The 20,458-nt window shown below is 38.9% G+C and carries 28 protein-coding genes; all 28 read right to left on the bottom strand.

Annotation, left to right across the window (positions count from 1 at the left end):
• Positions 1–200 precede the first annotated feature (200 nt).
• The 28 genes from QZT26_RS10535 to QZT26_RS10400 all read right to left on the bottom strand — a co-directional run bounded on the left by QZT26_RS10535 (position 201) and on the right by QZT26_RS10400 (position 20,168).
• Complete coding sequence (locus QZT26_RS10535) at positions 201–1,955, bottom strand: multiheme c-type cytochrome (RefSeq protein ID WP_099326726.1); 1,755 nt, start codon at positions 1,953–1,955, stop codon at positions 201–203.
• Positions 1,956–2,038: 83 nt separating this feature from the next.
• Positions 2,039–3,130, bottom strand: coding sequence for a multiheme c-type cytochrome (locus tag QZT26_RS10530; RefSeq protein ID WP_157820736.1), 1,092 nt, complete (start codon positions 3,128–3,130; stop codon positions 2,039–2,041).
• Between the two features lie 37 nt (positions 3,131–3,167).
• A complete protein-coding gene (locus QZT26_RS10525) occupies positions 3,168–3,890 on the bottom strand; it encodes a hypothetical protein (RefSeq protein ID WP_099326727.1) in 723 nt (240 codons plus the stop codon).
• A gap of 41 nt (positions 3,891–3,931) precedes the next feature.
• Complete coding sequence (locus QZT26_RS10520) at positions 3,932–4,702, bottom strand: cytochrome b N-terminal domain-containing protein (RefSeq protein ID WP_099326728.1); 771 nt, start codon at positions 4,700–4,702, stop codon at positions 3,932–3,934.
• A gap of 82 nt (positions 4,703–4,784) precedes the next feature.
• Positions 4,785–6,197 (bottom strand): FAD-dependent oxidoreductase, encoded by a 1,413-nt coding sequence (locus QZT26_RS10515; RefSeq protein ID WP_230405663.1) that lies wholly within the window; start codon positions 6,195–6,197, stop codon positions 4,785–4,787.
• A 367-nt stretch (positions 6,198–6,564) separates the two neighbouring features.
• On the bottom strand, positions 6,565–7,086 hold the full coding sequence (locus tag QZT26_RS10510; RefSeq protein WP_099326730.1) for a ubiquinol-cytochrome c reductase iron-sulfur subunit: 522 nt from the start codon (positions 7,084–7,086) through the stop codon (positions 6,565–6,567).
• 363 nt (positions 7,087–7,449) lie between these two features.
• Positions 7,450–7,695, bottom strand: a complete 246-nt coding sequence (locus QZT26_RS10505) for a sulfurtransferase TusA family protein (RefSeq protein ID WP_169702827.1) — start codon at positions 7,693–7,695, stop codon at positions 7,450–7,452.
• Positions 7,696–7,740: 45 nt separating this feature from the next.
• Positions 7,741–8,160, bottom strand: a complete 420-nt coding sequence (locus QZT26_RS10500; RefSeq protein ID WP_099326731.1) for a M67 family metallopeptidase — start codon at positions 8,158–8,160, stop codon at positions 7,741–7,743.
• Positions 8,161–8,201: 41 nt separating this feature from the next.
• Positions 8,202–9,116, bottom strand: coding sequence for a cysteine synthase family protein (locus QZT26_RS10495; protein WP_099327130.1), 915 nt, complete (start codon positions 9,114–9,116; stop codon positions 8,202–8,204).
• A gap of 33 nt (positions 9,117–9,149) precedes the next feature.
• Entirely contained in the window at positions 9,150–9,569 is a 420-nt protein-coding gene (locus tag QZT26_RS10490; protein ID WP_099326732.1) for a DsrE/DsrF/DrsH-like family protein, read from the bottom strand.
• A gap of 13 nt (positions 9,570–9,582) precedes the next feature.
• Positions 9,583–10,473: a 4Fe-4S binding protein gene (locus tag QZT26_RS10485; protein ID WP_099327131.1), complete on the bottom strand. Its 891-nt coding sequence runs from the start codon at positions 10,471–10,473 to the stop codon at positions 9,583–9,585.
• Between the two features lie 146 nt (positions 10,474–10,619).
• A complete protein-coding gene (locus QZT26_RS10480; RefSeq protein ID WP_099326733.1) occupies positions 10,620–11,258 on the bottom strand; it encodes a bifunctional precorrin-2 dehydrogenase/sirohydrochlorin ferrochelatase in 639 nt (212 codons plus the stop codon).
• A gap of 13 nt (positions 11,259–11,271) precedes the next feature.
• Complete coding sequence (gene lysA, locus QZT26_RS10475) at positions 11,272–12,561, bottom strand: diaminopimelate decarboxylase (RefSeq protein ID WP_099326734.1); 1,290 nt, start codon at positions 12,559–12,561, stop codon at positions 11,272–11,274.
• Between the two features lie 5 nt (positions 12,562–12,566).
• A complete protein-coding gene (argH, locus tag QZT26_RS10470) occupies positions 12,567–13,949 on the bottom strand; it encodes an argininosuccinate lyase (RefSeq protein ID WP_099326735.1) in 1,383 nt (460 codons plus the stop codon).
• A gap of 290 nt (positions 13,950–14,239) precedes the next feature.
• Positions 14,240–14,575 carry an ankyrin repeat domain-containing protein gene (locus QZT26_RS10465; RefSeq protein ID WP_099326736.1) on the bottom strand — a complete coding sequence of 112 codons (336 nt, stop codon included), beginning with the start codon at positions 14,573–14,575 and terminating at the stop codon, positions 14,240–14,242.
• 550 nt (positions 14,576–15,125) lie between these two features.
• Positions 15,126–15,353: a hypothetical protein gene (locus QZT26_RS10460; protein WP_230405664.1), complete on the bottom strand. Its 228-nt coding sequence runs from the start codon at positions 15,351–15,353 to the stop codon at positions 15,126–15,128.
• Between the two features lie 172 nt (positions 15,354–15,525).
• Complete coding sequence (locus QZT26_RS10455; protein ID WP_169702830.1) at positions 15,526–15,972, bottom strand: type II toxin-antitoxin system RelE/ParE family toxin; 447 nt, start codon at positions 15,970–15,972, stop codon at positions 15,526–15,528.
• On the bottom strand, positions 15,965–16,201 hold the full coding sequence (locus QZT26_RS10450) for a hypothetical protein (protein ID WP_099326738.1): 237 nt from the start codon (positions 16,199–16,201) through the stop codon (positions 15,965–15,967). Before QZT26_RS10450 ends, QZT26_RS10455 begins: the two co-directional genes overlap by 8 nt.
• Before the next feature lie 94 nt (positions 16,202–16,295).
• Complete coding sequence (locus QZT26_RS10445; RefSeq protein WP_197705260.1) at positions 16,296–16,565, bottom strand: addiction module protein; 270 nt, start codon at positions 16,563–16,565, stop codon at positions 16,296–16,298.
• A gap of 75 nt (positions 16,566–16,640) precedes the next feature.
• Positions 16,641–16,838: a type II toxin-antitoxin system RelE/ParE family toxin gene (locus tag QZT26_RS10440; protein WP_197705261.1), complete on the bottom strand. Its 198-nt coding sequence runs from the start codon at positions 16,836–16,838 to the stop codon at positions 16,641–16,643.
• Positions 16,826–17,008, bottom strand: coding sequence for a hypothetical protein (locus QZT26_RS10435; protein ID WP_099326740.1), 183 nt, complete (start codon positions 17,006–17,008; stop codon positions 16,826–16,828). The genes QZT26_RS10440 and QZT26_RS10435 overlap by 13 nt, the downstream gene beginning before the upstream one ends.
• 80 nt (positions 17,009–17,088) lie before the next feature.
• Positions 17,089–17,394: a type II toxin-antitoxin system RelE/ParE family toxin gene (locus tag QZT26_RS10430; protein ID WP_099326741.1), complete on the bottom strand. Its 306-nt coding sequence runs from the start codon at positions 17,392–17,394 to the stop codon at positions 17,089–17,091.
• Entirely contained in the window at positions 17,391–17,612 is a 222-nt protein-coding gene (locus tag QZT26_RS10425; RefSeq protein ID WP_099326742.1) for an addiction module protein, read from the bottom strand. The genes QZT26_RS10430 and QZT26_RS10425 overlap by 4 nt, the downstream gene beginning before the upstream one ends.
• A 477-nt stretch (positions 17,613–18,089) precedes the next feature.
• The gene (locus QZT26_RS10420) at positions 18,090–18,356 is read right to left on the bottom strand and encodes a hypothetical protein (protein ID WP_099326743.1); all 267 of its coding nucleotides are present in this window, start codon (positions 18,354–18,356) and stop codon (positions 18,090–18,092) included.
• Positions 18,357–18,417: 61 nt separating this feature from the next.
• On the bottom strand, positions 18,418–18,612 hold the full coding sequence (locus tag QZT26_RS10415; protein WP_197705262.1) for a hypothetical protein: 195 nt from the start codon (positions 18,610–18,612) through the stop codon (positions 18,418–18,420).
• Positions 18,613–19,087: 475 nt separating this feature from the next.
• Entirely contained in the window at positions 19,088–19,309 is a 222-nt protein-coding gene (locus QZT26_RS10410) for an addiction module protein (RefSeq protein WP_099326744.1), read from the bottom strand.
• A 293-nt stretch (positions 19,310–19,602) separates the two neighbouring features.
• Entirely contained in the window at positions 19,603–19,878 is a 276-nt protein-coding gene (locus QZT26_RS10405; protein WP_197705263.1) for a DUF2283 domain-containing protein, read from the bottom strand.
• Positions 19,860–20,168, bottom strand: a complete 309-nt coding sequence (locus tag QZT26_RS10400) for a hypothetical protein (protein ID WP_099326745.1) — start codon at positions 20,166–20,168, stop codon at positions 19,860–19,862. Before QZT26_RS10400 ends, QZT26_RS10405 begins: the two co-directional genes overlap by 19 nt.
• Positions 20,169–20,458: the final 290 nt, after the last annotated feature.

Here is a 20,458-nt window from a genome sequence, read left to right as displayed (position 1 = left end):
CTTCATCGAAATGGTGAATCTCCTTTCAGGTGTTTTTTGTTATCAATATACCGCCGAATACCTTGGAAATCCTACCATTTCAATCCTATTCCTGCAACAAGGCTTTGCCTTGTTTGCAGGATTTAGGTAACAAAATAAAATAAAAAAAGGCATCTAAAAAGATGCCTTTTTTTAAAATTATCACTCAATTTAATACATTATTACTGTTGTGATGCATCACGTCTCTTTTTCCAAATAGCAGCGCTAATCATAAGTACTGCAACGCCACCAATAATACTGCCTAAAATACCGGCAAGACCTTTTCTCTTCTTTGACTCCAAAAGTTCGTCTAATTTCTTTAATTTTTTGAGTTGTTCAGCCTGACTCTCTAACTTGTTAATACCCTGATACACCTTTGCTGCTCCATACCACCAAGCTATATCTTGCTGTCCATGAGCAACGCCCTTATATGCATGTGCCTTGTCACCAAACCACATATTTGCATACTCTAATTCTATCTGAGAAGGGTTGTTCTTTCCAGTCATAAATACTCCATACAGCCCCAAAATAGGTCCTATTACAGGCACTTTCCCACCAGTAGTTTTAAAAGCACTGTATACAGCTTCACCTAACAGACCTGGTCCTAGCGCATCAGCAAGAATATCACCAAGCGGAAAGATATCTCTTTTCTTAATAGGTACTTCAAACGCATCAAGCGCTACTATTTCGTCAAGAATACCTTGCGCCCTATCCTGCAACCTCCACATTTCAAACATAAACTCGTCTAAATTCTCCCGATATAACCTTGCAAACCTAGGGCTATGGCACTTACTGCATACATTGACCCACTGCTCAGATCTCTTTTTGTTTTCAGGAGAATAAACGTCTAGTTTATAGTTCATCGGTGGTAAATTAATGCCGTAAGGATAATCTTTTAATGATGATTTATATTCAATCCCTTTAGGAGGAATAGTTCCCATCCTCCATACACCTTTAGTGACAGGGTTATGTGCAAATGTTCCATTTCCCTGGTCAAAATGACAAAACTGACACGTGGGTGTTCTATAATCTTTGCCAGGAACTACCTCAGCCAAAGGCTTTTCCCAGTCCCAGTGTTCACCTTCCATGTGATAAATATATCCCATCTTCGATTCACTATACGTTTCAGCATCCGGATGATCAAAACCCATGTGGCAACTCATACAGGCTTCTGGTCTCCGGCCTTCCGCTGCTGCAAATTTATGTCTTGAGTGACATATGTTGCAACGGTCTGTTGCATGACATAAATCGCAACCGAACTGTGCTGCCGGATAACCTCTTCTAAACATCTCTGGATACCACGGTGGTACCACATTTGCCATAAGGCCGTCAATGTGATTAGGTCTGCCTCGTTCTCTTTCACCCATAAATTCAGTTACTTCTTTTGGGTGACATTCACCACAATGAGCAGGCGTAGGCATATGTAACTCCTTATGATCTTTCCCGTGGCAATCGCTACAGGTGACCTCTTTCAACTCACGACCAATAAGTTTTTCTATTTGTTGTGTCTTTTCGGCAAATTGCGGGGACTTTTTAGGATTCGCGTGTGTCGAATCCTTCCAGTCATTCACAAACCCAGGCGTAACCTCTTCATGGCACGTAACACAATCAGTAGGTTTAAATCTTTCTAAAAGTTGGTCATAATAAGTACCATCTGGTTTCACGTAGTGCCTCCCCGGGAACCAATACATCTGCAATGGCACTGGTTTATATAACTCCATCCAGGGCCCTGCACCCTTTTCCAGCCCAACATTAGCCCCGAGCCAATCCCACATTGGCAATGGTTCATTTGGATATAGAATCTCATAGTAACTGGTTGCTTTTTTTTGTAATTCTTTTAAATTTGCCTCAGCCTTCACTTCTTTAACATTTGAAAAAAAGACACACATTAAAAAAGGGATAGCGATTAGTACCGCTCTCATCCTGTGAAACTTCATTATTTTGCCTCCTCTTCCACTAAATCCAGCATTATAATATTTCGTTTAAAAGATCCGCTTTACTGTTTAACTCTTTGAAAATGTCAATTTATTTTAGGGAGTTTGAATTCTTGCAAGCCTATATCATCAGTGGCAGTAGTTTTATATGGTTCTGTATGTTCCGGAAAAAACCATTCATCACCTTTGCCATATTCCTGAAAAAATTTCAAACGCATTTCGTGAGCTCTTGTATGATGACAAGGTCCACAAATGTTATAAACGGTCCCAAACGTACCTATTTTCGCTATCTTCTGCCCTTCGGGAGCCTTACCGACTTCCATGAAATATGCATATGTTTCACCTGCACCGTGACAAGCTTCACATGTTACCCCTTCTTCCGAGTAAGTACCGGTATCTGCATCATACCCAGTTGTATGACACTTAAAACATGTTGTTCTGTATGCCTCATTCCCCGCGATATAATCAGGCGCCTTTTTTACTTTTTCGAATGTCTTAAATTTTATCCGCTGCCATCTTTCAACATGCGGAGAGGTTAGCCCGGTATGGCATTTCAAACACTTGTCACTCCCTACATAAATATTCTTATCACCCGTTATGCAAAAACGCTTGAAATCCCCCATTTCAATTCGCTGATTTGGGTCATTCTCTTCCGGGGTTAACGTTGCAAGTTCATCCCAAAATTCAAACAAAGGTTCCGCAGTTTTCAGTTTTTTCAACATATCTCGTCTTCCGACAACCATACCCTCATGCGCCATTTCTTCATTAAGCGCCCTTCCAATCCCACCGTGACAAACTGTACATCCGTAAATATCAGACGGAAAATATTTTGTGTTAGGATGAACCGCTACAAGTTTCCTTTCGTCAATGTGGCATGTTATACATCTGTCAACTTTATCGCCATTTTTGCCGTCTGTCCACGCATAGTCGCCTTTTAAAAGAATCTGCTTCACTTCGTACTTTGGACTTTTCAAAGAGGTTAGCCTCTTGCCCAACATTTCTCTTTCCTGTACTGAAGTCGCGGCATTAAACTCCCTCTCAACTTCCTTTGCATTTTCTTTGTAATATTCTTCCTGATATTTCTTCCATTCAGGATTGAATTCTTCGTTGAACCAAACAAGCGTGCTGATAAAAAACATGCTACTAAAAACAAAAAATATCAGTCTTTGTATGCTCATAAATCACCTGCCATAAGAAATATTTTTTGTACTAAAATCATATGTTAATCCAAGGTGTCGCTATAATATACTTAATATTAAAAGCAATCCTTAAAAACATTTTTAATACAATACCAATCATTGTAAGCATAAGCCCCATCGTTATGACATAACGTATAACGCCTATCCTATTAAAAAAATTACTATTAACCAAAATGGGAACAACTAATCCAACGAAATAAAAGCCTAACAACAATGCCATACCTACCGACAACGGCATATTATGTAAAGGCGGAGGCGTTGGAAAATCATGCGTCCATTTTTCCCACGGCCAAAAGAAAGACCAAAAAGGCCCTCTCAATGCTGTTCCGATATAAATTAAAATATACCAGAATATATAGCCAGACATGAAAGCGCTTACTGCAAACTTTCTTTCTCTGAATGTATAATAACCGTTCCCCTTGGGATTGTTATCAATGTATGGTATAACAATCAACCCTAAAACTATTATACCAGGAAGTACAACACCTGCAAACCAAGGGTCAAAATAAACTAAAGCCTCCTGTAATCCCAAAAAATACCACGGCGCTTTTGCTGGATTTTCAGCTTGCCCTGGATTTGACAACTCACGTAACGGCGCATCTACAAAATATGAATAAACAAGAAGCCCAACGGTAACAAATATAGCCGCCAAAAACTCTTTAGCTACCAAGTTGGGCCATGTAAAGACCTTATCATCTTTGATTTCAATAGAAACACTTCTTCGCTCACTAACTTCCATGGAACTACTCCTCTGAAATTCCGATGAAACAAAAATTTAAACTATAACGGGCCAGAAATGCCGCCATCCTTACGAACTCTCCAAAAATGAACCATCATAAGAGCAGAGGCGATAACAGGTATACCGATACAGTGCCACACATAAGCACGCAACAACGCAGGGGCCCCAATTGATGTGCCTCCCAATAAGGCAAATCGGATATCATTATTTGCCTCCATTCCTAAAATATAAGCAAAGGGGCCTTCATGTCCTAACAAGGGGGTCGCCCTCGCCATGTTCGTGCCAACAGTAATAGCCCAATATCCCAATTGATCCCAAGGTAACAAATAACCTGTAAAACTTAGCAAAAATGTTAACACTAGCAAAAAAACACCCACCACCCAATTGAACTGACGCGGCGGTTTGTAAGAGCCTGTCAAAAACACCCGCAACATATGAATACTCACGGTAATAACCATTGCATGAGCGCCCCAACGATGTGAATTTCTTAAAAATCTCCCAAATGGCACCACATACATCAAATCGACGGTGTCAGCATATGCCCTGTTTACATCTGGTGTATAATAAAACATGAGCAAAATACCGGTCAATGCTTCAAATAGAAAAATAAAAAACGTAATCCCACCCATACACCAGGTAAACCGTATCTTTGTACCGTGTTCTCGCACCTTCGCCGGATGCAAATGCAACCATACATTACTGATTATCTGAAGGACTCTGTTCCTTGGGGTATCTGCATAACCATGCCGGAATACAGACCTCCAAATTTCATTCTCTGTAATCAATCTTTTTAATTCATTCAGTGATTTCATTTAAACATCCCCTTCTCAGCTATACTTTTATCTTTATGCTCTCTTTTCATGATTAATATACCCTCCAACCTCCCCCCTTTCTTTATAGAAATTTATTAACGTCCTCATTGGGTTTCCATAATACACGCTTCATAGATATCACATTTACAGGACAATCTTTACAATTTCCACAACGAATACATTTATCAGTATATTTAATTACAATACCATCCTTGCTCATAAATGGCTTGTGTTCTTTACTTTGGTCAAATGCATCCACTTGTTTAAGCGCACCTACAGGACACACCATGCTGCAACGCCCGCACAGCACGCATTCATTTGTTTCAACATTTATCGTAAGGTCACACTTAAGACATCTGTTTGCTTCTCTTGCCGCCTGAAATTCATCTAAGCCAAGCTCGACTAGATCAAAATTGCCTTCTCTCTCGTGTTCTGGCAACAATCGCATATCTTGACGGAGTGTTGCATCATAATTTTCTTCTCGCAAATCAATTTCACTATCAAGAAGCGTTACCCAAACTTTTTTCTTAGGCTCCTCCAACGGTTCACCGTTTATAAACCTGTCAATAGAATTGGCAGCTAAATGGCCCTGTGCGATACATTCTATTATTGTGCTAGGGCCTAATGTGACATCTCCCCCTGCAAAAATACCCTTTTTACTTGTTGCAAGATTCCCATCAACAGCAATGGTTCCCCATTTATTAACTTTCAAACCATGCTTATCCCCTAAGAATTTTAAATCTGGTTCCTGGCTGATTGCAGAAATAACACAGTCAGTATCAATGATAAAAGTGGAATCCGGAATAGGCTCAGGCCTTCTTCTTCCACTTTCATCTGGTTTTCCCAACCGCATCTTAATACATTCCAAACCTTTTGCCTTCCCATTCTCGGTTACAATTTTCACTGGAGCAGCCAAAAAGTGGAAACTTACCCCTTCGTGCTCAGCTTCTTCAACCTCCCACGACAATGCTGGCATCTCTTCCCTGGTTCTTCTATAAACGATGGAAACATTTTTGGATAGACGCTTTGCAGTTCTTGCTGCATCTACGGCAGAATTACCGCCACCAATTACAACGATATTTTCGCCGGGTTTCCTAGTATCACCAGCACTAACATTTTTCAAAAATACAAGACAATCCATTACACCATCAGTGCCTTCTTCTCCCGCTATTTCAAGGCGTTTGCCAATTTGTGCACCTACAGCAATAAACACCGCATCATATCCCATTTCCAGTAAATCAGAAAAAGATTTACCTTTGCCTCCAATCGGAGTGTTTGTCTTTATTTGCACGCCTCTTTCTAAAATATGGCTAACATCAAACATAATCTGGTCGCGAGGCAACCTATAAGATGGAATAGCCCACATCATCATACCGCCTACCTGGGCTTCTTTTTCAAATACGGTCACTTTATATCCCATCCCTGCAAGGTCAAAAGCCGCAGTCAACCCCGCCGGTCCAGCTCCTATAATCGCTACCTTCTGTTTTTTCTTCACTACCGCCGGAGCAGGAATTTTTATTTTATTTTTAAAAACATAATCAGTGACAAATCTCTTTAAAGCATCGATAGCAACAGGCCGGTCAAAATCCCCGCGCTTACATTTAGATTCACATGGATGAGGGCAGACGTAACCACACACCGCGGGAAAAGGGTTTGTTTCCTTCATAAGTCTGTAAGATTCTTCAAACTTACCTTGGCTAATCAATCGTATATATCCCGGTACATCCATATGCGCCGGACAACGGTGCTGACAACGTATGTTTTCTCTCAACCAATCCAAATCTAAAAGTGCGCGTATTCCTTGTTCTGGTATTGTTGTTTGAGTCATTGAAGTATCTTTCTAAATAAATCCAAAAAAAATCCTACACAATTAACTCTGTCTCTAACGGTACTTTCACGCTTGTATCAACAGCCAATTTCCCATTATTGTCAAGTATCATCTGCAAATGATCTAATGGCCGTGGCGCTGGCCCCGCGAAATTTACACCGTTGCGGTAATATTTACTTCCATGGCATGGACATTCGAATATATTTTTTTCTTTTGAAAACTCTACTGCACAACCAAGATGCGTACAAACAACAGAGATTGCTTTAAAACTATCTGCGTCACGAACAACAAATATTTTTCTCGATTTCAAAGTAGTAACCGAGCCTACAGGAAACTGTTTCGGTTCGCCAACAAAAAACCTTGGCGACGGTTCAAAAAGTACTTTTGGATAGAAGAATCCTTTATAACCAAACAATTGACTTAAATAAGCTCCTATCGCGGCAAAAAACAAACCCCAACCAGCTAATGTCAGGAAATTTCTGCGAGATATAGTAAACCAGATACCCCCTTCTTTCCCTGATTCACAGCATTTGTTTTCATCTTTTTTTGATCCCATAATTACCTCCTCAATCAATTGAATTTGATTTTCTCAGGGTTGTACTCGATCACTTTTATGCACAACATTTAATCAGAAAACTATCTTTAATCTTTATAACGTTTTAATGCTTGATTTGTTAATCGTTATACACTTTCACTTTCAACGGTAAAAATAATTAAAATTTCATTTGTACTGTTTTTTTCTTTGGAACAGCTTCTGTTAGTACTTAATTGTAAAATTAAGAGAGCAGGATATAGTAGGACTAATGGATTATCGATTAAAGGGTACATACTCGATGCGAGTCAAACGTATATTTAGGGTCGAATAATAAAGATATCAAAAAGAAATGTCAAGAATATTTTGATAAACCAAAAGATATTTTTATACCTTCTTAATCAGGATTCTATAACTATTATCCAAGTTCTCCACCTTAACTATTTTATGGCCTTCTTCCTTTATGCTTCTGGGAACACTTCTCATCGGTTCTCCATCATCTAATATAACTTCCAAAATTTGACCGGTATCCAACATCTCCAGTTTCAATTTTGTTTTTACAAAGTTAATAGGACAAAGCACTCCCCTTAAATCAATTTTATCATCCGGAACAAATTCCTCTTTCTCTGTCACTTATACATCCCCAAAAAATAACAAAATAAATATGTACTGTAAAAATTACCCGATACAATTAATTTTTTCTTCTATAAATAATTTTCTCTTTTCATCAAAAATCCACGCTCTGAATTCAATATCTTTCCGTTTTTCCACTGAAACGATCATATAGGAATAACCACTCCAAGCATTCTCTGTGTCAAATGCCGAAGGAACTGCAGGATGATCGGGATGTGAATGATAAATGCCTATAATTTGTAATCCTTTTTTGGAAGCGATTCTGTCTGTCTTCATGAAATCCTTACCGGATATTTCGTATCTATCCTGCGTTCTTTCTGTATTTTTATTTTGAACAGCATGTACCTCTACTACTTTTTTTTCTGAAGTATTCATGCCGACTAATAACCCGCAACATTCTAAAGGGTAGTTCTTTATTACCTCATTTTTAATACTGTTTAACTCATTTTTACCGATGTGTAACAATTCCTCAGTACCTCAAATCTTAAGAAAAGCCTGTACACAAATTACCAAAAACTTGTACTAAGATATCTATCACCCCTGTCGGGAAATATTGTCACAATCATCCCATTTTTAATTTCATCCGCTACCTTTAACGATGCTGCAAGGGCGGCGCCAGAAGAATACCCGACAAAAAATCCCTCCTCTGCGGCAAGCCTCTTTACCAATTTATACGCATCTTCCGTTTCAACATACATTTTCCTGTCGGGAAAATCCTCATTGTAAATGCCAGGAGTAATCGAAGTTTCCATATGCTTCATTCCTTCCAGTCCGTGAATGGACGTGTCGGGTTCAACCGATATTACCTGAATATTAGAGTTAAATTTCTTCAACCTTTTTCCCGTACCCATTAATGTGCCACTCGTTCCCAAACAAGCAATAAAATGGGTTAAGTTACCCTCTGTCTGCTTCCATATTTCAACACCGGTTGTTTCATAGTGCGACATCCAATTTGAAGGGTTATTGTACTGATTGCCATAAAAATATTTTGCAGGGGTTTCGTTGACCAGTCTCTTGGCTTCATTCATAGCGCCGTCAGAACCTAATAATGGATCCGTGTATATGGTTTTTGTTCCGAAAGCAGATACGATTCGTTTTCTTTCCTCACTAACATTTAAGGGCATTACCAAATTAACCTCGTATCCTTTTACTGCACCGATAAACGCATACGCTATGCCGGTATTACCCGAAGTCGAATCTATCAATATTTTATCACCGCCCAACTTCCCCGATTTTTCAGCATCTTCGACAATTCGTAACGCGGGACGATCCTTTACAGAGCCTCCAGGGTTAAACCATTCTGCTTTAACGTAAATTTCTACGTTCCTTTTCTGCAATTCCTTTGTAATTTTGTTAATCCTGATAAGCGGCGTGTTTCCAATTCTCTCCAAAATTGAATTGCAACGTACTTTTCGGGGCATATCGTTATCTTTTAATATCCCAACCTGCATACATCAAATAAATAATTGTGTTTCTGCTCCATCAGCAATTTCTATTATTGTTGTCAAGCCAAGAATATCATCTACTTTCGATTTTACTTTTACTTCTTCAAGATCCATTAACTTCACGGCTCCCGAACATGCATACAGTTTTAAATTTCCAAGAGATCTCACCTCTTCCAGTAGTTCTTTGAGCGGTGCTGGGTTCATATCTACCATACGTTTCCTCAACCCTTCGCCTTCCTCTCCAAATTCAGAACCCAAAATTTCCGGCGAAAATTCTTCATTAACAAAACGTTTCAATGCCCCAAAAAAGAGGAAAATGTACGTTTCTTTTCCCATTGAAGCGGCAGTAATAGCCAATGTAACAATCTGATAAAGCTTATCGTAGGTTCCACTATGTGCAAATATGACAAATTTTTTTTTCCTGCTCATTAATAGTAATCCTTTATGCTTTCGTAAAAGCGCCAGCAACTTCCTTTTTGAATTTGTCCAAACCTACGCGGTCAATACACGTGCCAACTCTTTCTTTCGTTTTACCATTTTTGTTATACCATTCGATTGTGGCATTCGCAAAATCATTTACTTTCTCATCAGGTAAATAATCAAGAACAACATCCGCTTCACGGGGGTGTCTACCATGTTTTCCCCCCACTCTTACCAGCCAGCCCTTTTTCTTTTCTTTCCATACATCCATCGGGCAAGCCTTAATACAATCGCCGCAATACACACATTTCGATTGATCAAATATAGGTTTTCCCTCTTTATCAGAAACGATAGCACCTTCCAAACACGCCTTTGCGCATAAGGTACACCCATTACAAAAATCTTCTGTCCAAACAGGATAAACAACACCCTGAAACCCCAAATCAGACTCCCTCGTTCTCGTACAATCAATCGGGCATCCGGAAAACCCCATTTTGAACTTATGGTGACACGGCGTGCCGAAAAACTTTTCGTCCACTTCCAGCGCCTTTGCTTGTGTATCCATAATCCCATTCGGATTGTATTCACAACCACCACACGCAGTGGGTACTCTGACCCTTGGCCCGCAGGAAGCAACTTTTTGATCTACCGTCGCCAGTTCCTTTATTACCGCATCGAAATCGTCAATATGAACCCCAATAATTTCCACCGATTGTCTGAAACTCAGGTGGCAATATCCCAATCTACTGTATTTCTTCGCAACTTCTGCAATCTTTAACATTTTATCAGGGGTAATTCGACCACCAGGAACTTTTAACCGAACCGTAAAAAGATCTTTTTGCGTCTGTTTTATAAATCCTCCGGACTTTAGCTCGTTTAAATCAATCTTTTGTTTCACTGTTTTTTCTGCCATTGCAACTCCAGTCATTTTAATTATAACCGTAACACATTACAGTACTTACGTATACTATCACACCATATTTCTTTCTTAAATTAACATTAGCACTTTGCAAAAACTAAAGCAAGAAAAAAGAAGTTTTAAACAAAAATCTTCCATAATTATTTACAAATATGTTTCCCTGAAATAATATTCAGCATTTTATTTCTCGTTTCAGAGGCTCCCTTTTCCTTAAAAAAATCAAACATATCCCATTCCGCAATTCGCTGTAAAATTCCCCGCCTGATTTTTTCGTCAGAAATTTCGCCAAGCACTTTTCTCCGCATTTCTGACAAAAGTTCTGTAAACTCACTGTATTCATTTCCAAATTGTTTTTCCAGATGCAAACGTATATTGCGCGCAAAAGCAGGGCTTGACCCGCCGGTAGAAATGGTAATACAAAGATCTCCGCGTACAATAGACGACGGAACAATAAAGGAACAGTAATCCGGTTTATCCACAACATTCACCAGCATCCCCTTTCTCACCGCATCATGATAGACTTTTTCATTCACCTTTTCATCATCAGTAGATGCGATTACAATTACCGCTCCATTCAAATAGTATTCGTCGTATTTCTGTTTAACGAGTTCAATGCCTTCTTCCCTTTCCATCTCCGGACAAAACACAGGAGACACTACAACTACCTTTGCACCGGCATTTTTCAAGCTACAAACCTTGCGCCAGGCAACGTTCCCACCCCCGACCACCACACATTTTTTATTATTAATATTGATTTGCGCCGGGTAATATTTCGACATATTTTCTCCGCAATTAAACCAATTCCTCGCCTGCAATTAAATCTTCATACGTTTCCCTTTTTCTTATAACAATATATTTGTCTCTATCCACAAGAATCTCGCATGAACGCGGACGGGAATTATAGCTGGAACTCATGGTAAACCCATACGCGCCAGCGCTAAATATTGCCAGCAAATCTCCCTCATTGACCGGTGGAATCGCCCTGTCTTTCGCAAAAACATCGCTGCTTTCACATACAGGGCCTACAATATCTACCAAATCCATCCCTTGTTTTGCCACACTTGTGTCAGGAGTTTCAACATCAGGCATCGCAACGCTGGTGTTTACCGGCCATATCCTGTGAAACGCATCATAAAGAGCGGGACGTAACAAATCATTCATAGCCGCATCGCAAATAACAAATTTTTTGCCATGCGAGTTTTGTTTATTATAAATAACACTTGTTACTAAAATCCCCGAATTACCTGTAATAAACCGCCCGGGTTCCATGATTACCCGACACTTCATCTCTTTAGCAAATGGCAGTATTTGGGTGGAATAATCCTTTGGCTCTATTACTTTTTCCCCCGTATATGAAATACAATATCCCCCCCCTATATTTAAATATTGTATATTGATGCCGGCATTACGACATTTCTCCATAAACATGGTAATTTTTTTTAAGGCATTCACATAAGGGTCTGCTGAATATATCGGCGAACCTAAATGTACATGAATTCCGCAAATAGTAACATTTGTATATGCCTTCGCTTTTTCAATAATTGTTTCCGCAACAATCAGGTCAATGCCAAATTTGTTTTCCTTTTTCCCCGTCGTGGTTTTTGCATGAGTCTTGGCGTCAATATCGGGATTAATGCGCAAAGCAACTTTTGCCGTTTTACCCGCCCTGCATGCCGCTGCATTTATATGTTCTATCTCTGCAATTGATTCAACATTAAACATAAAAATATCATTTTCCAGGGCGTATTGTATTTCTTTATCCGTTTTCCCTACTCCGGCAAACACAATCTTTGAGGGCTTTCCGCCTGCCTTAAGCGCCCGAAACAGCTCGCCGCCTGAAACTACATCAAAACCGGACCCTTCATCGGCTAATATTTTGCAAACCGAAAGATTTGAATTCGACTTCACCGAAAAACAAATGGTCGCGTCAACCTCCTGAAATGCGGTTTTTAATTCATTAAACCTTGTGAGAATTGCATTTTTGCTGTAAATATAAACCGGCGTACCTGTCTCTGAAACAATATCTTTAATCTTTACCCGCTCACAATAGAGGGTATTCCCATCATAATGAAAAGCATCCATAAATATTATCCCTTACTCAATTTTCTTTCCCAGTGTGCAAGACGGTTTTTCACAAGACGCGGCGCTGAAGAACCTGAGCTCTTGTAGTTCATAACACAATTCTCTACCCCAATCACCTGAAATACATCTTTCGTAATAAGGTGAGAATGACGTTTCAATGTTTCTAAATCTAAATCTTTTATCTTCCGGTTTAGCCGAACACATTCCCTCACAATATTCCCGACAATCTCATGCGCCTTGCGAAATGGCACATCTAGTTTTACCAGATATTCAGCGAGCGCCGTTGCGTCACTGAAACCATTTTCACATGCCAGTTTCATTCTTTCGCTGTTAAAACGAGTATTTGCAATAAGCTCAGCAAATATATTCAACATAGAATGAACCGTCTCCGCAGCGTCAAAAACGGCAACCTTGTCTTCCTGCATATCCCGGTTATAACTTAAAGGCAATCCCTTAAACAACGTTAGCAATGTAGTCAAATGGCTGTATACGCGCCCACACTTTCCTCTGATAAGCTCCAGCACATCAGGATTCTTCTTCTGCGGCATTATGCTCGAACCGGTACAATAAGCGTCGCTAATATCAATAAAACTAAATTCGTCATTACACCAAATTATCCACTCTTCACACAGCCTTGACAAATGCATTGAGATCAAAGAGAGGGCAAATACATATTCCATACAAAAATCCCGGTCGCTTACCGCGTCAATGCTATTTTGGCAAATACTGCCGAAGTTAAGCAATTTTGCAGTTATCATCGGATCGGTCGGCAACGTTGTACCCGCAAGGGCGCACGCTCCTAAAGGGGATTCATTAAGCCTTTTTGCACAATCGGCAAGCCTCTTTTCATCTCTTTCAAACATCTCTACATATGCCAGTAAATAATGCGACAAAAGTATTGGCTGGGCGTGTTGCATATGGGTAAAGCCAGGCATTATTGCTCCAAAATACTCCTTGCCCTTTTTCACCAGCCCTTGTTGTACAAGGGTTAAGTAGTTGCTCGTAATCAATATTTGCTCACGCACCCACAATCTCAGATCGAGGGCGACCTGATCATTTCTGCTCCTTGCCGTATGTAGTTTTTTCGCCGGTTCTCCGATACGTTCTATCAAAGCCGATTCGATATTCATGTGAATGTCTTCGAGATTTTTTTTAAATTTAAATGTACCGGCATTCATTTCCGCCAAAATAATCTCCAGACCTTTTATAATCTCCTTTTTTTCCTTTTCGGTAATGATCTTGCGCTGCGCAAGCATGGTTGCATGTGCAATGCTTCCCTCAATATCAAACTTATAAAGACGCCAATCGAAGGAAATTGATTCGGTGAAGGACTCTACAGACGCCTTTGTCTGTTCGGTAAATCTTCCACCCCAAAGTTTCTTCTTCATAAATTTATACTTTCACTATTAAAATTTTTTTAAACATGTTGCCTTTATAAAACGACAATTCACACACAGAACGATATTACCCCCAAACGTCAAATACAATGCCTGAAAGAAGAACACACTCGGGCTATAGAAAAGAAAAGGGAGTACTATAGCTCAATACCTGCCCCTAGTCAACACAATAACATTATCGCACACGGCAACATCAAAGTCATAATGCGAAGCAACCTGAGCAAGGATGTGAGCCAAATATTTGCGCTGTCCATGCCAGCTCAGGGAGTATTCACGATTCATTATTCGTCTTGTTTTTTCCCCGGATGGTTGCCTTTTCCTTCCAGAATGTTTACTACTGCAAGATGATTCCTCTTTTTTGCGATATCAAGGGGAGTGTCCCCGTTTTTTGCCCTGGCATGAATATCCGCGCCGTAAGAGATAAGCGTCTTTACAATAGCTTTTTGTCCCTCATGTGCTGCCAGATGAAGGGCGGTATAATTGTTTTGGTACGTAGCGGTTACTAATGAAGGATTTGTCTTGAGAAGATTTTTTACTGTAATTACGTTCCTTGCTTCAATTTCAATTTGAAGTTTTGTTTTCTGTAATTTGTTTTGAAATCCTGAAAAAATACCCATTTTCTTTCACAATCGAGAAATTTTCAAAAGAAGTGATAAATCCACAATTTATTAAGTACACTTTTAGCAACAACTTAAACCCTGTGAACGGTTACAATAATTTTTACAAAAAGGAAGCGAGAGCTTCCAATACAATTACGTTCCCAAGTAGCGGCAAGGCATGCCTTGCCGCTACTTGGGAACGAGCATTTTTACTTTTTCAAAAAACTACAGTGTTACTCTTTTTCAGAGATTGAGTGTCTTGTTAAAGGATTTTTTACATATGACGTTCAACATATATATCAAGTAAATGACGAATCATTTTCTGGTATTGAGTTTTATGTTTTTTTGCCTATTTTTTGAAAAAATCAACGCTGGTCTTACTCAGTGTAATAGTAACTTTGATATTATCTTCTTTAAATACTAGTACATCGTTTCGTTAAAATGTGTACGTAAAAAAATGTCATTGCGAGGAGTGGAGCGACGAAGCAATCTCTTGTTCCCAAAAGACTTAAGATTGCTTCGCTGTCGCTCGCAATGACGGTATCAATGTAGATATTTTAATGAAACGTTATACTAGTTCCTCCGGAGATGGTAAGAAATCGTCGATAATACGAATTTCTCCCAATGGCTCATCAGTATATTTAATTTTATTTTTTGTTTTCGTTGTCATAAATTTTTCTCCCTTTGCGCCAATATCCGGCACCAATGATACGTATTTTGCAACTACGATATGTAAATCGTACTGTGATGAAACCTTCTCCAACTTTTCCAAAACAATAATATCTTTTTTCGTCATGGCTGTGGGTTATGTCTTCTGCAATTATACGATGAGGATCTAAAAATGCATGTTGTGCAAGTTCGAATGAAAGACCATGCCTTTTTTGATTTTCCGGGTTTTTGCTTTCATCCCATTCGAACGTTACCTTAAATACACCCGCTTCTCCTCAAACGACATATTCTGTAACACTTTAGTTTTTCGAAAATTCCAATAATAGCGCTGTTTTCCGCACGATGAGGGACGACGAATGATGGACGAGAGACGACGGACATCCTTCGTCTCTCGTCTCTCGCTCTCCGGAATTCTGGCACATCATCCGCAAAAAGGAACTTGATAACAGAGGTATCAAGGTGATCCCCCATCTATCTGTGACCCTTATTTGTAAAATATCTCCTCTGCCCCTGACGGATTTAATCTCAATGGTTTTGTCTTTAATATTGACTTCATACACAATTCTGATATTGCCCATTCGATATCTAAGTTTCCCTTCAAGTTCACCGTATAGTTTCTTGATATGCTGTCCGAAAAGCGGTTCTCTACTGAGGTCGTCTATGCATTTATTTAATCTTCGCTTAGTACCTTTATCCTGTTTTTTATAATATTTTCCTGCTTCATGCGAAATGAGGGCTTCATACATTCTCTTTTACCTCAGACCACTTTTTAAATCGGCCTGCTTTAAAATCCTCATCACCTCTCATAATACTTTTAAGTAAATCCTTATCTTTGAGAATTTCCTTTGTAACTTCGATTTCTTCTTTAACTTTAAGATAGGCAATGAAATCTGCCACTTCTTTTTTACGTTCTGTGGATAGTTTTTTAAAATCAGTAAATAACTGATCTTCGTTTATCACAATTGATTTACGCATAATTCCCTCCCTTATGATTACTTTATTTTCTATCAATCTTGCTAAACTCGAAAATTCAAAATTAAGTGCTGATTATACAAGTGCTTATGAATTTTCATCGTTTTCGGGTGTCACAAGTGCGACATGACGACTGTTTGCTCATCACATTTTCATAAGAAACTGTCTCGAATTTGCCTGTCTTGTATGCCTGACAGCGATTCCTTGCTTCTTCAGCCCAGATACGGTCGATTTCCGGGTCTGGGCTATCAATCTGGAGGAATGAAATCAAATCTTTATCAATTACATATTTGTCAATGGTAAAGATTCGACCCCCTTCGCGCTCTCTTTTTTTCTCTCTTGTGCAAGATTCAGGTATTAAATTCAACGGGTTTTGCTCCATGATGAATAGTAAGAACCTCAACTTCCTCAGCAACTATACGATAAATAATTCTGTAGTTACCTAATAAATTTCCTTAATATCTTCACGATTTATTTCGGGAACAACTCTGCCTGATTTTGGAAAGAGTTCAAGACGATCTGTTGCCTCAAATGCTCTAATTGCAAACAACTTTGCATATTGAATAGAGTCACGCGCAATAAAGAGACAAATAGAGTCCAAATCATCTAAAGCTTGATCTGTCCATGTTACTTTAACCATTTTTCCATTCTCTTTTTTGCTTCCTCATGAGAAATTTTTTGCCCTGAATCAGCTTGTTTAATACCTCTATCTACTTTATAAATGAGATACAATTTTTCCATAGCGTCTTCAATAGAAGCATCTTGTGGAAGATCTTGAATTGCTTTAAGTACTTGTTCTTTTGGAATCATAATTGTTCCTCCTGAATTGTTGTTTATAATAGCATATTACATAATGATCTTTAAGATGTGATCCTTTCGCTCTCTACAACTTATTTACCTTCGTTAAGTATTCTATTAATCCAATATCTCGGCTCACGATGGAGATGTGAAACGGCCACAACTATAATTGTATCGGCGCCAACACCATAAATAAGTCCATATGGAAATCTTGAAAGCAGGCAGCGCCTGAGATTTGGCTCAATTGCTGGACATGACAATGGATAACTAACTATCCTTCGAACAGCCCTGTCTAAATCATCAAGAAATTGTGTACCCAGACCGAAAGATTGGGAATCATACCATAAAACTGCATCGTCAACCTCTGCTTGTGCTGGTTTTAGAAAGCGAATTTTCATCTGGCTCTATGTTTGCTCATCACATTTTCATAAGAAACTGTCTCTAATTTGCCTGCCTTGTACGCCTGCCAGCGATTCCTTGCTTCTTCAGCCCAGATACGGTCGATTTCCGGGTCTGGTCTGTCAAGCTGCGTTAGGATTGAATCGACAAGTTTAAGCTTCTCAATATCCGACAAAGACCTTATTTTCGCCTCAAGCTCTTTGTTAATCGTTGCCATACTCTTTCTCCTTTCTTATACCTTTTATTACAAACTTATTTAGGGATTGTAAAATAATAAACTTTACAACTTGTATATCAAGAGGGATGGGATCAAATCTTTATCAATTACATATTTGTCAATGGTAAAGATTCGACCCCTTCGCGCTCTTTTAAGTTAAGCTACCAGCCAGAAAAGTCCCCCTTAGAAAAGGGGGATAAAGGGGGTTGTTTTCAAATAATCCTTAACTTAATGACATTGGATTGTAAATCTGAACCCGCTCAGGTGTCTGAAGAGGTCACAAAATAAGAATGAAAATTTACCAAATTAAGTATGGTGTCCCCTGAAGCAACCAAGATCACAAGGTAGCCCTGCTACTCATTCTCATCAGTTAACATCTGGTGTGGTATTTTTCTCATGTTATTTGTAGTTTTGGGGGACGCCTTTACAGATTGTCTGAGAATTCATTTTTCGCAATTTTTCAATAATAAGTCCTTTTTAAATTGTCTCAAATACTTCGACTCTTACATCATATCCGAGTCCGTGCAGGTAATCATAGCAATCGTCCCATGTTAGGCCAAATTCACGTACATCTGCGAGCCCTATCCGCGCAAAGGTATCTCTTAAAAGTTCAAAATACCCATTTTCAAAATCGGCATCTTTCATCATCATTTCTTCTGCCCAACTTGCGAGACTTGTTAACTCCATCTCCCTGTTAAGATACTTTATAAGCATACCGGCGAGCATCTTTCTTGATATAATCATTGTTTTTCATCCCCCATTCTTTTATGACCCTTATCCACAGGATATTTTTCATGGATTTCAATCAATTTTCCATTACTATCATAAATTTCCTGATAAGATTTTTGGTTTCTTCCCTGTCATCTACTTCTTTCACATACCTTGCTTTCCACCCATGCCTTCCTTTTATCTCCAACCAATATTTTCTGCCCCCGTCGCTTAATTTTTCACAATTAAGGAATTTTCTTTCATTAAGCAGCCTTTTACCTTTGATATCCATATACCCCCAATAAGTCTGAATTTCGATTTATATTATTGTAAAAACAAAAAGCGATGAAAAAATTGTTTTTTTTCTCCGGAAGAGGGATGTGAATTATCAAATCTTTATCAATTACATATTTGTCAATGGTAAAGATTCGATCCCATCCGGCTTCAAGGTTAGGGTTTGTGCGGTTCTCTGTCTTGAAGTGTTAATCGGATAGAATGGGGATCACGCGCACAATGAAAGAGCCAAAACACGATTATATGGTTGTCTTCTATCAGGTAGTAAATTGCATACGGAAATCTTCTGAGTAAACGACGGTGAAATTTTCTATAAATCTTCGGGTAAAGAAGTGGCTTCCGAAGAATCTCACCAACACCCGCATAAAATACCCTCAGGAAATCTTCGCCAAGTCCGGATGACTTCGCTTCATACCATAAATAACCACCAAAAACATCTTCCTCAATTTCGGGAAGGAAACGCAGTTCTTATATCATTTCCTTTTTTCTATTCTTGCTTGAAGTTCCTCAATAGATAAAAGCCTCCCACCGGCTGATTCATGTCTTTTGAGCCGTCTGTCTAATTCATCCATATGGCTCTTAGGGACAGTGACCATAGATTCATCCGAAGAGATGCTGTCCCATAAGTCTTCGACCAATAGAATTTTTTCTGGTGTACTCAGTTTTATAATTTCCGGAATATCACTTACACGCACTTTCTTACCTCTTGTTTTATGATAACATTTCTTTTCTTTTTATTCACACTATACAGCAACTGTTTTTCCACAGTTGGTCAACCCCGTTAGATAATAAACATCTGATGGAATTGATGTATTTTTTTAAATTGTGGCGTTTGGCTTATTTATCAAGATTTTACAAGCAACCCAAGTCTTTCGTGATAGCAAAGACACGTCGTAAAACATGTCTATTTCGAATGTAGTTTGTCAATTTGAAAGATTCGACCCCTTCGGCCCCGTTAATATGAGTTTTCCACCCTCTTGATGTGCCTCTAACATATCCCCTTACCGCAGGTATTCTCCTTTCTTTTACCTCTTGAAGCCTCCAATACGGTTATTCCAACCAATTCAGTTTCTTTATACCTCAGCAACACCCCGTTTTCAAGCATCTCTGAATCAGTTGCCTTCTGGGGTCTTTTAAAATTGATGTAAAGAACATCGGCTTCTTTGTCGTAATCCACCCACATTTTTGTTTCCGGCATCTTTATGAAATGGGAAACAAGCCCATAGACTTCCTTTAAAGTATTTTCTATTTTTGTTGTTGCCATACAATCACCTCTCTTTCAAGTTTTATCTTACTTGTGAAATATGCAGTTATTATAAAACCATCATCATTACTGGTTTCCTTATAAACAACAGCAAGGAATCGGTTTTCCCCTGATTCTTTCAGGGCGATCAGTGCTTGTGCATAACCCTTAACAACATAATCAGGAGATTCAATAGTATTTAGAACTTCATCATAATAGCCTGCCAAATCATCATGGTTTTCTACTATGTGAACCCATCGCTCATCAGTTAGTCTGATTGGAACACCATTAATTGATTTTACTATTTCCATCACTCCCTTATTCTACCTCAAAATATCCATCTTCGTAATATAGTAAAAAGCATTTATTTTTAGAAGAACCTGTTTTTTTCTTGCATTTGAATTGTTTCTAGAGTATTAAATTCTGCATGAATCCATTTCTCAGTGAAAAAACCCGAATAGAATTTAAAAAAGCACATAAGAAAGAGCCTCATAGACGTCATGCCGACCGAATCAAAGCTATACTTCTTCTTGATTCAGGATGGAGTTATGAAGAAGTAGCAGAGGCGCTCTTGTTAGACGATCAAACAATCAGGAATTAC

Origin of the sequence: uncultured Candidatus Kuenenia sp. (genome assembly GCF_900696675.1) — a bacterium.
Taxonomy (GTDB): domain Bacteria; phylum Planctomycetota; class Brocadiia; order Brocadiales; family Brocadiaceae; genus Kuenenia; species Kuenenia stuttgartiensis_A.
Note: the sequence above shows the minus strand (reverse complement) of the source record. Positions and strands in the feature narration are given on the sequence as shown.